The organism is Delftia sp. CH05 (assembly GCF_009827015.1).
Taxonomy (GTDB): Bacteria; Pseudomonadota; Gammaproteobacteria; order Burkholderiales; family Burkholderiaceae_C; genus Comamonas; species Comamonas tsuruhatensis.
This window is the reverse complement of record NZ_WUMG01000005.1, coordinates 43,263-56,386: the sequence shown is the minus strand read 5'-3', so window position 1 is coordinate 56,386 and position 13,124 is coordinate 43,263. Positions and strand designations below refer to the sequence as shown.

Annotated in this window: 11 protein-coding genes and 1 tRNA gene; 4 read left to right on the top strand and 8 right to left on the bottom strand. The window is 61.6% G+C overall.

The features are described 5' to 3' along the window. The first annotated feature begins 41 nt into the window (after positions 1–41). Positions 42–1,073: a sensor domain-containing diguanylate cyclase gene (locus tag GRX31_RS06570; protein WP_016453209.1), complete on the top strand. Its 1,032-nt coding sequence runs from the start codon at positions 42–44 to the stop codon at positions 1,071–1,073. Between the two features lie 103 nt (positions 1,074–1,176). Here GRX31_RS06570 and GRX31_RS06565 read toward each other — a convergent pair whose 3' ends face one another. Beyond that, positions 1,177–2,784 (bottom strand): methyl-accepting chemotaxis protein, encoded by a 1,608-nt coding sequence (locus tag GRX31_RS06565; protein ID WP_016447912.1) that lies wholly within the window; start codon positions 2,782–2,784, stop codon positions 1,177–1,179. A gap of 442 nt (positions 2,785–3,226) precedes the next feature. On the opposite strand from GRX31_RS06565, the gene GRX31_RS06560 reads away from it, so the two are divergent. Then, the gene (locus GRX31_RS06560) at positions 3,227–3,760 is read left to right on the top strand and encodes a DUF2939 domain-containing protein (protein WP_017405438.1); all 534 of its coding nucleotides are present in this window, start codon (positions 3,227–3,229) and stop codon (positions 3,758–3,760) included. A 33-nt stretch (positions 3,761–3,793) separates the two neighbouring features. Here the strand turns inward: GRX31_RS06560 and GRX31_RS06555 are convergent, their stop codons facing one another. After that, positions 3,794–4,018, bottom strand: coding sequence for a hypothetical protein (locus GRX31_RS06555; protein WP_026062392.1), 225 nt, complete (start codon positions 4,016–4,018; stop codon positions 3,794–3,796). 23 nt (positions 4,019–4,041) lie between these two features. Beyond that, positions 4,042–4,665: a glutathione transferase gene (gene yfcF / locus GRX31_RS06550; RefSeq protein WP_160851943.1), complete on the bottom strand. Its 624-nt coding sequence runs from the start codon at positions 4,663–4,665 to the stop codon at positions 4,042–4,044. A 707-nt stretch (positions 4,666–5,372) separates the two neighbouring features. Here yfcF and GRX31_RS06545 point away from each other — a divergent pair. After that, complete coding sequence (locus GRX31_RS06545) at positions 5,373–6,011, top strand: hypothetical protein (protein ID WP_016453214.1); 639 nt, start codon at positions 5,373–5,375, stop codon at positions 6,009–6,011. A gap of 407 nt (positions 6,012–6,418) precedes the next feature. On the opposite strand, the gene GRX31_RS06540 is transcribed toward GRX31_RS06545, so the two are convergent. After that, positions 6,419–7,078: a hypothetical protein gene (locus GRX31_RS06540; RefSeq protein ID WP_047217498.1), complete on the bottom strand. Its 660-nt coding sequence runs from the start codon at positions 7,076–7,078 to the stop codon at positions 6,419–6,421. A gap of 106 nt (positions 7,079–7,184) precedes the next feature. Here GRX31_RS06540 and GRX31_RS06535 point away from each other — a divergent pair, with 106 nt between their 5' ends. After that, entirely contained in the window at positions 7,185–7,757 is a 573-nt protein-coding gene (locus GRX31_RS06535) for a helix-turn-helix domain-containing protein (protein ID WP_225971056.1), read from the top strand. Positions 7,758–7,776: 19 nt separating this feature from the next. Here GRX31_RS06535 and GRX31_RS06530 read toward each other — a convergent pair whose 3' ends face one another. From GRX31_RS06530 to GRX31_RS06515, 4 genes are all read right to left on the bottom strand, one after another. Beyond that, positions 7,777–8,535 (bottom strand): copper chaperone, encoded by a 759-nt coding sequence (locus tag GRX31_RS06530; RefSeq protein WP_016447904.1) that lies wholly within the window; start codon positions 8,533–8,535, stop codon positions 7,777–7,779. 9 nt (positions 8,536–8,544) lie between these two features. After that, complete coding sequence (locus tag GRX31_RS06525; RefSeq protein ID WP_237426620.1) at positions 8,545–10,086, bottom strand: tyrosinase family protein; 1,542 nt, start codon at positions 10,084–10,086, stop codon at positions 8,545–8,547. Between the two features lie 284 nt (positions 10,087–10,370). Beyond that, positions 10,371–12,443, bottom strand: a complete 2,073-nt coding sequence (locus GRX31_RS30510) for an IPTL-CTERM sorting domain-containing protein (protein WP_237426619.1) — start codon at positions 12,441–12,443, stop codon at positions 10,371–10,373. 598 nt (positions 12,444–13,041) lie between these two features. Beyond that, positions 13,042–13,116: transfer RNA gene (locus GRX31_RS06515), tRNA-Arg, on the bottom strand. Positions 13,117–13,124: the final 8 nt, after the last annotated feature.

The window sequence follows — 13,124 nt, the reverse complement described above, 5'->3', positions numbered from 1 at the left end:
CGCGGGCAGTCTGCTTCCGTCGTCATTTCGAGAGGTATTTCATGGAGTCCCTTGTCCAGCGCCTGTCCCAGTCCGTGACCCAGGCGCATTCTCTGGAAGAGTTGACGCGGCCCCTGCTGCAAATGCTCGAAGAGAGTACGCATCTGGAGTCCACCTATCTCACCACCATCAACGAAGAACAGGGCCAGCAGCGCGTGCTGTACGCGCGCAACGCGAGCGAGATGCAGATTCCCGAAGGCCTGGTCGTCCCCTGGGGCGACACGCTGTGCAAGCGCGCCCTGGACGAAGGCCGCATGTACACGCCCGATGTCGGTGCCTGCTGGGGCGACTCCGAGGCCGCGCGTGAACTGGGCATTCGCACCTACGCCAGCGCCCCGGTACGCTTTTCCGACGGCCAGCTCTACGGCACGCTGTGCGCGGCCAGCAAGACCTCCCAGGCGTTGAGCACCGAGGCCCAGGGCCTGCTGCGCCTGTTCGCCAACCTCATCGCCGAGCGCGTGGAGCGCGAGCAGCTCATCACCAGCCTGAGCAAGGCCAACCAGGAGCTGGCGGCACTGGCCTTGCTGGACCCGCTGACCGGCCTGCCCAACCGGCGCTGCCTCACCGACGAGCTGGGCCGGCTCATTGCACGCTGCGCACGCAGCCAGGAATGCGTGGTGGTGGGCTTCATCGACCTGGACCGCTTCAAGAACGTGAACGACGAGCACGGCCACGAGGCCGGCGACGCACTGCTGCGCGCCATGGGAGAGCGCCTGTCCTCCCATCTGCGCAGCGCCGACATGCTGGCGCGCTTCGGCGGTGACGAGTTCGTCTTCATCGGCGTGGGCCCGCTGTTCGGCAGCGAGGCCGACGCCGTATCGCGCGACCTGCAGCAGCGCCTGTCGGAGGCCTCGGTCATGAAGGTCGAGCTGCCCGATGGCAAGACGCTGGACTACGGCGGCGCCAGCGTGGGCGTGGTCTGCCTGCGGCCGGACTCCATTGACGCCGACGACGCGCTGCAAAAGGCCGATGCGGCCATGTACCGCGTCAAGATGGCACGCAGCCGCGGCGCCAGGGGCACCGCGCTGCATTGAGCCAGCCGCAGGCACTGGCCCGGCGGCCAGGGCCTGTTGCTGCCTTGCTCTGGCCTGTCTGGCGGCTTCTCGCGCGCGCTCTTCGCTCTTGTTTCTTTCCGTCTCAGCCTGCTGCCAGCATGGGCTGCCTGCGCTGCAGCTCCACGGCGGCATGCTGATGGCCGCTTGCCGCCTCCAGCTTGAAGGCGCCCACCGTGCGCACCAGATCGCCGGCCTGGCCGCGCAGGCTGGAGGCCGCGGCGGCCATCTCCTCCACCAGTGCCGAGTTCTGCTGGGTGGCCTGGTCCATCTGCGTGACCGCCTGGCCGATCTGGGCCACGCCCGAGCTTTGCTCGGAACTGGCGGCGCTGATCTCGCCCATCAGATCCGTCACGCGGCGTATGGCGTCCACCACCTCGGCCATGGTCGTGCCGGCCTGGTCGGCCAGCGCGCTGCCGTTGTGCACGCGGCTGGTGCTGTCGGTGATGAGCTGCTTGATCTGCTTGGCGGCCTCGGCGCTGCGGCTGGCCAGGCCGCGCACCTCGGTGGCCACCACGGCAAAGCCCCGGCCCTGTTCGCCGGCGCGTGCCGCTTCCACGGCCGCGTTCAGCGCCAGGATGTTGGTCTGGAAGGCAATGCCATCGATCACGTTGATGATGTCGGCGATCTGCCGGCTCGACTCGCTGATGCCGCGCATGGTATCGACCACCTGCCGCACGACTTCGCCGCCCTGCTCGGCCACGGTGGAGGCGCCCAGGGCCAGCTGGTTGGCCATCTGCGCGTTGTCGGCGTTCTGGCGCACGGTGGAGCTGAGCTGCTCCATGGAGGCTGCCGTCTGCTGCAGCGCGCTGGCCTGGCTTTCGGTGCGCGAGGACAGGTCCTGGTTGGCCTGCGCGATCTGCCCGCTGGCCGCCGCCACGCTGACCGATCCCTGGTGCACCTGGCGCACCACGCCGCGCAGCCCCTCCTGCATGGTCTGCAGCGCGCGCAGCAGCATGGACACCTCGTCCTTGCCGCGCACATCGATGTGCCGCGTCAGGTCTCCCGCCGCCACGGCATCGGCCGTATGGATGGCCTGTCGCAGCGACCGCGCCATGTTGCGGATGATGGACCAGCCCAGCAGCACTCCCAGCAGCACGCCCCCGATGATGGAGCCCACGGCCACCGCAAAAATCACCTGGTACAGCGATTGCGCGGCCTCGTATTCCTCCTTGGCGACGCGGGTCTGCAGCGCGGTCAGCTGCACGATCACATCACGCAGCGGCGCGTACAGCGCCTCGTCCTTGTCGATCAGCAGCTGCCGGGCCAGCTCCAGGTCACCGGACAGCAGCGCCTGCTGGGCCGGCTTCAGAAAGCCCTGCAGGAACAGCGCGCGCACGGCCTCGAAGCGGTCGGCCAGCTGCGCCTCTTCCTCTGTCATCCGGGTCTGGCGGAACGAGGCCCAGGCCTTGTTCACGTCGTTGATGTTGGTCTGTATCTCCTGCTGCTTTTGCTGCGTGTATTCGGGCAGGTGCACGGCAATGGCGCCCGAGACCGCATTGCGGTTGCGCAGCAGCAGGCGCTGCACTTCCAGCAGATCGCCCAGTGCGACCAGGCGCTCTTCATAGACCACCTTGAATCGGCGGTTGGACTCGCTGATTCCATAAAGCCCGAAAGCGCCGATCACGATCATGAGCAGTGAGAGAAAACCAATCAAGGCGGTCAGGCGAGTCGATAACTTGAAATTATTCATACTGCGTCCTTTGCATGCATTGCGGATGGTTGGTGGGTACTCGCGTTGTCAGGCCGCCCCGTGATGGCTCACATCTCTCGCAAAAAGAACTCGGTCGTGAAAATGAGATTTCATTCACGGGAAATGCCCGGTCTGCACAAAGGCTCACAGGCATCCGGAAACGGCGATGCTGGCTTGCCGATGGCCTGCGTGGCCAATGGCGATCCATGTTGTATTGGTTTGTAAACTATTTGTTACAAACTATAGTATGAATCGGATGGGGCAGGCAATACCAGCTTTTCAGGTATTCGCCCTGGCCTGATAGGGGTTCTCTGCCCATTGCTGCGGCAGGAAGAGACGGCCTGTGCCCGGGGCCGTCCCTGGCCGGCGCCGCGCGCCGGACGGGCCCGCCTAGAATCCGCGTTTGCGCGTGGCCGCTGGCACGCTTTCACGAAAGAGATCCATGAAACCCAAAACACTGGCCGGTGCGCTGGCCGCCCTCTGCGTGGCTGCGGCCGGACTGCTCTATGCATCGCCCTATATCGCCCTGCACCAGATCGGCAAGGCCGTGGAGCGTCGCGACGCCCAGGCCCTTTCCGGCTACGTGGACTTCCCTGCGCTGCGCGAAAGCATCAAGGGCCAGATGATGGCCAGGCTGCAATCCCAGATGGGCGGCTCGGGCGACAGAGCCTCCAACCCCCTGGCCGGCTTTGGCCAGCAACTGGCCCAGGGCCTGGTCAGCCAGTTCACCGAGGCGCTGGTCTCGCCCGACGGCGTCATGCTCATGCTGGAAAAAGGCAAGCCCGGCAAACCCACGGACGTGGCCGCCGCAGGCGTGGGCGTGGACACCCAGGGCGGGCCGCCGCGCAAGGACTACTCCGTGGAGTACCAGGGCTGGTCCAAGGTCTTCGTGCACCCGCGCGGCGAGCCGGGCGGCTTCGTCTTCAGGCGCGAAGGCCTGATGGGATGGAAGCTGGTGGCCGTGAAAATGGATTGACAGGGGCGGGCCTGCGGCCTTCGCCCCGGCGCTTTATCCCTGGTGCAGTACCTTCATCACATGGCGCTTGCCCAGCCGCAGCGCACGGGCATCGGCCTCCTGCCGCGTGTCGCAGCCCTGGTCTTCGGTGACTGCTCCCAGGGCCTTGCCGCTGGCCACCTCCAGCAGCGTGGCGCGCGGCAGCCAGGCGCCGGGCGTGACATCGCTGGGCAGTGATGCTGGCGTGATCCGCACGCCCATGTAGAGAAGACTGTCCATGGCTTGCCAATATCCCGGGGGGCTCAGCCTGCCAGCGGCGGGCGCGGCAGGGCCAGCCACTGCTGGACGGCGGGGTGCTGCCACTGCCGGCGCGCATAGGCGGCCAGCAGCGCAGGCACGGCGTCGCCGTTGAGCACCAGGCGGTTGAGCATCAGCGCCAGGTCCACATCGGCAATCGACCATGGGCCGGCGATGTGGTCGCCCTCCGAGCGGATGAAGGCTCCGGCCACCGAAAACAGCTTGCGCGCCGCCGCCTGGCCCGCATCCGACAGCGGCGTGGGCGTGGGGCGGTAGAACACCACCTCGGTGCTGCGCTCCGAGCGCAAGGCCATCAGATCGCTGCGCAGCCAGGCCTGGACCTGGCGCACACGGGCGCGCGCCTGCGCATCCTGGGGGTAGAGCGGTGCGCCGCCAAAGCGGTCCTGCAGGTACTCGCAAATCGCCGAAGACTCCGACAGGCTGAAATCGCCGTCCACCAGCGTGGGCACCCGTGCCGTGAGCGATGCCGCCACATAGTCCGCCCCGGTGTTCTGTCCCGCCGAAAGGTCCAGCGTGCGCAGCTCGAAGTCAATCCCCTTGACCTTCAGCGACACGAACACGGACAGGGCATAGGGAGAGGCGAATTGCGAATCGGCGTACAGCAGCATGAGGGCCTTTCAGGGGGACTGCATCGGTGATTGGGGCACTGATGGTAGCTGAGCACTCGGGGCCTATGGCCCGAGTAGGCAGTCTGCCTCACCTTGTGACTCCGATTGTCCAAGTCAGCCTCGCCGACTGGCCCACGCCATGAACTTTGCCAACCGGTGGGCACTGTACATGGATCGGCAGCATCGGTCAGAAGGTTAAGGGTCCTCTGCACAGATCAAAAACGATCTGCTACGCACCATTCATCACAACACTGTCCAGACAGCCAGTCGCCTGTAAGTCGTTGCGATTGCAACGATAGATAGTTCATGCCTGAAGTTGGCTGTCACAGAAAAAGTCGATTTTTGCAGAGGATTCCTAAGAAAATTCTTAAACTATCGATAGCCTGTTTGCACGCATTTATTGCATCTATAGAATTTCCCTATAGCATTGGGCCAGCCCCTAAAAATCAGTAGCCGTACGCTGACTCCAGCTGCGCCGGTCCGCTCTTGGCGGATGGTCACGCCAGAACAATGCCGCCCACCTTTGGAGTTGGGTTTTTGGTGCTTTTGATTATCCAGTTCTCAGCTTTTCCCAAGCTGGAGTTTTAGGATTCAATTGATTGGACCACGTTCCCTCTCGAAGGCTGCTTGGCGCAAGTTGAGCAACTCGCCTGTATTAAATCAATAGGCGATATTTCTATGGTTCTTAATATTTCTGGGGGAGAATTATGAAAAGTTTACTTGTTTTTTTCTTTGTAATATTGAGTGCGATTTTTCCTGATACCGTCCTGGCGAATGAAGAGGTCGTGCAGGTGAAAATATCCACTCATTTCAAGGGTGAGGTGGTTAAAAGGAGTGCCGTCGTGGGTTTGGGTGATTCAATAAAGCTCACATCCAGTCAAGAAGGAATGATTGTTGCTATAGAATATGTGATAAAAAATATTCAAGTGAATAATTTGAAGAAATATAGCTTATCTGCGACTTTATACTCTGGTGTAGAGGGTGGTGAAACTTGGTTGTCCAAGCGCGATATTTTTGCAGTTGTGGAAAAATCAGTTCCTGCCTTTTTCAGACTTGACGAAGCATCTGACGAGATGCAGGTGGAGGTAACCATAGCTGACATCCAGGACGAAGAGGGATACTTGAAAAATATGCCTAGAAAAACCTGCGATTTGAGCTTGGAAAGTCCTATTGTCCTGAAATCTCAGAGTGCATCAGGAACGTATGGCTGCTGCGATATCCGTTGCCAATCTCTTAATGGAACCTGTTGTGGCGCAATTATGTGCTGTCTCAGGGATCCCGATAGCTATCCAGTTTGGCAAAATGATATTGCGCATGATTGCTGCTGTTATCCACCTCAATATTAAGCAAAGATAGCATAAGGAACTCATTTACCGTCCAGCACGAGCGCCCCGAACCAACCCTCGCCGCCCGCCTGTACCAAGAGTTCCAGCGCTTGAACTTCGCCGAATGGCCCACAAAGCCGGCCAGGACCAACGGACCCTGAAGCAGTCCGAGTCCGGCGACCTTGTCCCTGACGCCACGGCGTTGCAGCAACTGCACCTTGCTGGAGTCGATATTGGCTAGGTGCTGTTGTCTCTGCGCTCCGCCACGCCCGACGCCGATGTGCAGACGCGGCTTGCGCGTGGCGAGGCCTTTGTGGGTCGGTGTGGCGTGGCAGGCCTCGCAGGCGCAGGACACGCGGCTGGGCGAAGTGCGCGAGGCCGTGCTGCGGCTGGAGAACGTGGTCGTTCAGGGCTGATCCGCACCCGGTTCACCCCGGGCGGCCCATGCCGCCTTCAAAGACATCGCGCACGTCACGAAAGGTCTGTGAACCCCATTCATCACGGTGCTCGCCATGCAGGGCGGCCGCCACGTAAACGATCTCCGACAACTGCGAGATGCGTGCCGCCATGCCGTGCGCCACGATATGGCTCTCCGTGTTCTGGTAGTCGCCCATTTGCATCAGCACCTGCGCCAACTGCTGGACCTCGTAGTTGGCCTCGCGGGCCAGTTCGCGCCACTGCGATGGCGTTGCACCGGTGTCCAGCCTCGCTTGCAATTCGTACAGCGTGGTGCGCGGAAACACGATCCCGTCCACCGGCGTCTCTGATATCTGAGCCAGCGCCTGGGCCGCTACTGCCAGCAGGCGGGTGCGTGGGCCTGACTCCGCATCGCCGGGCACCAGCCGCGCCGAATTGATGCAGGCGGCCACGTCAAACGCCGTGTTCTGCAGATCGCACGTCGAGCCGGGCTGCGCCGCGTGGCGTGCCACATCGCTGGCGATGCGCAGCAGGCGGTCGGACTCCCCGCTGTGCCGGTGCTTCTCGTCGGTCATCGCGGCCTGCGTGAGTGCTTCAGCGGCCTGCAGGAACAGCGCGCGGTCCGCCTTGGCGAGCTTCTTGCGCGACGGTTTGGCGGCGGAGTGCTTCATGGACCTCCTTCGTGCAACGTACAGGCGCGCAAAGGAGCCGCCTGAGGGGTCAGGTAGTATTTGAAGTCAAGGTCTACAAGGTACATCGACTATTGCACGGAAATCCGTGGTCGTCAACAAGATGAATGCAGAAATCCGTGTAATTTTTGGTGAACGCCTTCGTCAGGAGCGCGAGCGTCTCGGCCTGTCTCAAGCGGACATGGCCAAGCTGGGCGGCACCAAAATGCGCACTTATCAGGACTGGGAGCGTGACGTGGCAACCGTCAGCGCCGAGTTTCTTGCACGGATTTCTGCGCATGGCCTGGACATTTCCTTTGTGCTGACCGGCCTCCGCTCGTTTGATCCGAACGCCATCCAGCATGAGCGCCCCGAACCCACCCTTGCCGCCCGCCTGCAACAGGAACGCCAGCGCCTGAACCTCAGCGAAGCCGAACTCGCCCGCAAGGCCGGCCAAGCCAAACAGGTCCTGCAGCAATTCGAGTCCGGCGCCCTCGTCCCCGACGCCACGGCGCTGCAGCAATTGCACCTTGCCGGCGTCGATATCGGCTACGTGCTGCTGTCCCTGCGCTCCCATGCGCCCGACGCCGATGTACAGGCACTGCTGGCGCATTACGGCAAGGCGACGGACGCCGGGCGTGCGCTGGTGCGAGGGGTGGCGGAGCTGGCCGGGCGGGGGTGAGGTTCACCCTCCACAGGGTTCAGTGTCTTGTCGCCCGGCCCAGCGACGTGCGCGGCTTGCCGTGCAGAAGGCGCCGCAGGACATAGGGCAGGCGCCAGGCGGGCCGCAGCGATGGGCCTGTGCGCTCCACAAAGAGTAAAACGGCAGCAACAGCCATGGCCGGCAGGTGCCAGGCCGCGGGAAAGGCGAAGGGCGCCAGCATCCACGGCCAGCATGCCGTGGCGCATGCCACGCCGGTTCGCAGTCCGTGCTGCAGGCTGTCCCGGTTGGCCGTGGGGCCGCTGGCGGCCACGGGGTACAGCCTGTGGCAGGCATTGTGGGCGCGCGTTCCTGCGGGCGATGAACTCCACAGGACCGCCACGGCAATGCAGGCAAGAATGAGCGCGGGATGCGCGGCTGCGTGCAAGAGGGCGGCAAGCGGCACCATGACCAGGCCGGCCGCCATCCACACCAGCGCATAGCCCGCAAGCAGCAGGCCCGCCGCCAGCAGGCGCCGGCGGGCCACGCTCGATCGCATGGCGTGGCGCACCTGCCGCAGTGCCAGCAGCGGCATCATGGCCAGAACCATGGCCAGCCATGCCACACCGAGGATGCCGAGCGTGTGCCCGTCCAGCACCAGCGGCGACAGGTCGGCCAGCGTGACCGAGGACAGCGAGCCGCACAGCGACAGGCCGGGCGTGGCAGGCGGGCTGATGGCCAGGCTGATGAAGCCTGCCCCCGACACGGCCATCAGTGCTGGCGCGGGAGCGGTCCGCAGGTCTCTCAGCAGCGCGTCCATACGCGGGCCTTAGCGGGTGGCGTCCTGTGCGACCACGCTCACGCGGTCCACGGTGATTTCGCGCCCGGGGTCGGCTTCGGGCTGTTCGATGGCCACGTTCAACTGGTCCAGACTGCCGCCTGCGTCCAGGATGGCCTGCGTGGCATCGGTGATGTCGATGGTGGCGCCCAGTCCGTTGCCTCCATGCGGTCCGTCGCTGGCCGAGGCCTTGGCCAATCCGAACAGGGCGACGGTGTCTGCATGCCGCGCTGTCGCCCCGGGCGAGCCGATGGAGACCGTCAGCACGCCGCTGGGCGCATTGCCGCGAATGCCTTCCAGGTGAAGAAAGTAGCGCTGTGGCCGCGGCAGCGCGGCGCCTGCCTGCAGCAACTCGACCTTTGCGGCACCGGGGTCCGCGATCGATACGGTGGTCAGCCGCGGCGTGCGGCCCACGATGACCCGCTCCGCATTGGAGCCCAGTACACGCGGCGCGGGCGGCGGGACCGTCGAGAATTCTGCGGGCATGTCGATCTCCTGCGGTGTAAGGCCTGCCGTGCTGGCCGTGAGCGTGGTGGCGCCCGTGCCGCTGGTCAGATTGTCATAGTCAGGGGCCAGCGCACCGCCAGGCAGGGTTTCACCCGGATCATAGGAGGCCAGCTTTCCTTCGGTGTCCGGCATGACGAAGCCGCGGCCGGCAGGTCCGTTGCTCCAGGCGGCGCTGTTGTCCTGGATGTTGCCGGGCTGGGTCAGCCAGGCGGCCCAAAGCCGGTCCACATTGCAATGGTGCACCCAGAAAATCGGGTCCAGGGCGGCATAGTCGGGGTCTGACATGAATCCATAGGGCTCCTGCAGTCCGCCGACCATGATGTGAACCAGATTGTGCGGATTGGATTCAATGGCGCCAGTGTCGCTGCCGTCATGGGAAAAGGCGGTGATGCCACCGCCGTATTCCAAGGTGCCGGGAGCGCTGGTGAAGCGGTGGTAGTCCTGGCAACCCAGCGTGATATCACGGGGAATGTCAGGCGTTGGTCCCAGGCGCTTTGACCCATTGCGCCTGGCCTTGGCCAGGAAATTGGGAGAACCATCCGGCAATTTCTCTTCCAGGAAAGCCTGGGGTATGTTGCGTGCGGCCTGATTGCTGGAATTCAGGTAGTTCCAATAGGGAAGCGCCCAGTCCGCAGGACCGCCAAGCTCCTTGACGGTCTTCGCCACAATGGCTTCGAATGCGGCGAGATAGCCGCGATGCCAGGGAAGAAAGTACCAGGTGCCATGCTGGCATTGGTCCCACATCTCCTCGGTTTCGGATGTGGGTGGCAAAGGGTCCTTGGCCGAAAGCACGCCGGCACTGATCCAGCCGCTCTTGTTGATGCCATGAATGGCGGCAAGATATCTCCAGCTGGTCCTGTCCGTAATGGGAAGAGAGTAAAGGTGCCCCACGGCCTTGGAATACCAGATCAGCGTTTCATTCCAGACAGTTCCACCTTGATTGACATCACGACGAATTCCAGTCATTGCGTTCTCCTCCATGAAAGTTGGAGACTGGAGTGTATGAAGGCGGATTTTATTTTGCAAGGAATTGTTTTTTTATTGTGTCGGGTAGGGCATTTCAATTGATATTGAGATCGCATTCACATTGCGATCATCTCAATGGGATTGAATTGAGGATTTCCAGTATTGACCCATGGTAGGCATTGAGTCAGCTGACGGTGACGATTTTTTGTGTTGGAGCCGGGTTCTGGGTTCTTGCCATGGAGCTATCAAGGAAATGCATTGAGGGACGGCAGAGAGCGGTAAGCCCGGTTGCTCGTTTCGCGGCCGGTGAAATGAAAAAAGCCACCCGAAGGTGGCTTTTGTTTTCAGCCCTGGCGGCGGCGCATTCTTGCGATGCCGAACATGGCCAGAAGGGACGACAGCGCGATGATGCCCCATTCAGACAGGGTGGGAATCGCCGCAGTGCTGGCGGGTGCTGCCAGCAGTGCAAAGCCTCCCGGATCCTGGATGGATTGGTTGGCTATGCCGTCGTTGTCGCCGAGCCCGCCGTCGGTCAGCGTCAACGTGGCGCTCAGCCGGTCCGATGCCAGCACAGCACGGTTGGCAGGCAGTTGGTACCAGTGTGGTTGAGCACATGCTGCGCCTTGGCAGTTGAAACCATCAGGGCTGGGGCCGTACTTCATGTATACCGCGCCTGCAGGCACCGGTGTGCTGAAGTTCAGGGTGACGGTTGCATCGCTGCCCAGGTTGCCGCTGCTGAGATTCAGCGAGAGCAGTCCAGAGGGGAAAGTCACGCCTTGCGGAGCGGTCGCGGGTGGCGTGGTGCTGAAGCTGGCGTTGCTCACCTGCCAACCGTTGGCTGTCTGCAGTGCGACCATTGCCTTGCTGCCTCCAGCGGTGGACCAGGGGGCTTCGCAGCTGTTGGCGCTGCCGCCGTTCAAGCCCTGGCACTGCCAGGTGTATTTGCCACTGGCGCTGGAGATCGCCGTAGCCGTGCCCGCGCTGCACAGGCCCGCTGCAGGGGCCAATGCCGTGGCTTGGCCCGCCGCCGTGCCACAAGCGCCAGCGACTGGCACCTGTACATCAACGTTGTGCACGGTTCCTGTCGCGAAGCCCCCTGCAATGGGCTTGGCTGCTGCGGTGCTCTCGATGCCGGTGCCGCTGCTGTTGAGGTCCAGGCGCAGGCTGCCCGTGCCGCTGATGGCAGTGACGGGTACAGTCCATGTGATGCCGTTGTCGGCACTGGATGGCGTGCCCATCGTGCCGGTGGCGGTGCCTGTAGTGGTCAGCGCGAAATCGGTGCCATCCACTCCGTTGACCGCTTCGCTGAAGGTCACTGCGAAATTGATGCTTGTGGCGCTGGCTGATGGTGTGCCCTGCGGGGCAATCGATGCCACCGAGGGTCCACCCGGCGTGGCACTGGCGACGACGTTGCCGAGGAAGTCACCCCAGATCCATAAAGAAGAGGCGCCGGCTGCGGCAGATATCGTCTTGGTTTCCGTATCGGTGGCGACATCAATGACATGGACTGTGCCATTCGCTGTTACAGCATACAGCGCCGCATCGTTTGCCGAGATACCAAGGCCCGTGATACCTGAGACCTCACCGCTCAGTGTGAGCGTTTTCTGTGTTGAAGTGTTGGCAGTGTCAACGACGTGCAGTACATTGTTGTTTCCGCCAACATATAGTTTGCTGCCATTCTTTCGAACTGCTACTGCCTTGGCGGTGCCATTAATACCGCTTATTGTGATCTGAGTAACCGTGTTGTCTGCCAAATCGATGAGGCCAACCGTGTTGCCAGCATTGCTCGACGTATATAGTTTTCCGGCTCCTGTCGGGTCATAAGCCAAGCCAAATCCCGAATTTGAGACGTTTTCCAGTGTGGATAACGTGTTGGTGGCAGTATCCAGTTTTTTGATCTCACCAGTGTCTCCACACCGCACATAAAGTGAGGCACCGTCTTGGCTTAGTGCAGAGGAGATTGTCCAGCATCCCGTATTTAAGCTGGCAGTGATTTGTTTGGAGTTGGCGTCTATAATATGCAGCTTACTATTGACGTAATCACTGACGTAGGCGATGGCACCATCTGCAGAAAAGGTGATGGAGACAGATGATCCAGTGTTGTCGATAACTGCTTTTAGGGAGTTGTTTGTTGTGTCAATAACTCCCAGTTTGTTGTTGTATCTGTATTGTCCGAACCACGACTCATTGTTGGCGCCTGGTCGCAATGCAAGAGTGTAGATGTTATCATTTAACGTTGCGTCCATGCTTGCTGGACTTAATGTGGTGGCGAGTTCTCCAGTCGCGGTATTGATGACCGAAATTGTTCTGCTGTTTGAATTGGGAATATAGGCGTAATCGGCGGCGCTTACGGCACAGGCAATGAGTGAGAGCGAAGCGGCGGCGAGGACGTGCTGCAAAGAACGGCGCTGAATCATGTGTGGACACCTTTGAGGAAAACCCCTGAAAGCTTGCAATGCACGCCTTGAGGATTGGGGAGGCTGGAAAGAAGAATTGCTTGGACCGGAGGTTTGGGCCTTGGTCTCATAGTGAGACTTTTGCTACAAATTAGAACAAAAAGAAACATTCTGAATCTGAGCAAGTCTGAGCAGATCGCGTTACCAGGCGCTTCATCAGGGGGGGCTGGGGTAGGAGAGTCCCCCCCAGTTGTTGTGTTTTTGCTGCAGGTGCAGGGTCCTGCGGCCATTGAGTCTCCATGCTGCGGCAGTCGGGCAAAGGCTCCATCCAATTCATGCCAAACCGCAAGCGACTCAGTCCGCGTGCTTGATGGGTGCGCCGAGGCTGCAGCAGCTCGTCAGCCTGTGCTATCGGTTCCGTACATAGGACTGGCTCTGGACGATCGCCCCGAACGGGAGCGGGGCGAATCGCGATCTATGACGGTGTGCGATGCAAAAAAGCCCCTCAACACCCTATCCGGTGTCGAGGGGCTCTTGTCGTTTCTGCACTGTTCATGTCCCCGGTATGTCACCAGACCATTTACAGTGCGCGCAAATGATTAATGCAAAAACCATCTGATGGTCCCTCCGACAGGAATCGAACCTGTATCTGGCGCTTAGGAGGCGCCCGTTCTATCCATTGAACTACGGAGAGGAGCAAAC

What these genes read in the sequence shown, in the direction of transcription:
- GRX31_RS06570 (WP_016453209.1), top strand. Translation starts at nt 42, where the DNA reads ATGGAGTCCCTTGTCCAGCGCCTGTCCCAGTCCGTGACCCAGGCGCAT.
- GRX31_RS06555 (WP_026062392.1), bottom strand. Translation starts at nt 4,018, where the DNA reads ATGGACAGTCTTCTCTACATGGGCGTGCGGATCACGCCAGCATCACTG.
- GRX31_RS06565 (WP_016447912.1), bottom strand. Translation starts at nt 2,784, where the DNA reads ATGAATAATTTCAAGTTATCGACTCGCCTGACCGCCTTGATTGGTTTT.
- GRX31_RS06530 (WP_016447904.1), bottom strand. Translation starts at nt 8,535, where the DNA reads ATGGACGCGCTGCTGAGAGACCTGCGGACCGCTCCCGCGCCAGCACTG.
- GRX31_RS06545 (WP_016453214.1), top strand. Translation starts at nt 5,373, where the DNA reads ATGAAAAGTTTACTTGTTTTTTTCTTTGTAATATTGAGTGCGATTTTT.
- GRX31_RS06540 (WP_047217498.1), bottom strand. Translation starts at nt 7,078, where the DNA reads ATGAAGCACTCCGCCGCCAAACCGTCGCGCAAGAAGCTCGCCAAGGCG.
- GRX31_RS06560 (WP_017405438.1), top strand. Translation starts at nt 3,227, where the DNA reads ATGAAACCCAAAACACTGGCCGGTGCGCTGGCCGCCCTCTGCGTGGCT.
- yfcF (WP_160851943.1), bottom strand. Translation starts at nt 4,665, where the DNA reads ATGCTGCTGTACGCCGATTCGCAATTCGCCTCTCCCTATGCCCTGTCC.
- GRX31_RS30510 (WP_237426619.1), bottom strand. Translation starts at nt 12,443, where the DNA reads ATGATTCAGCGCCGTTCTTTGCAGCACGTCCTCGCCGCCGCTTCGCTC.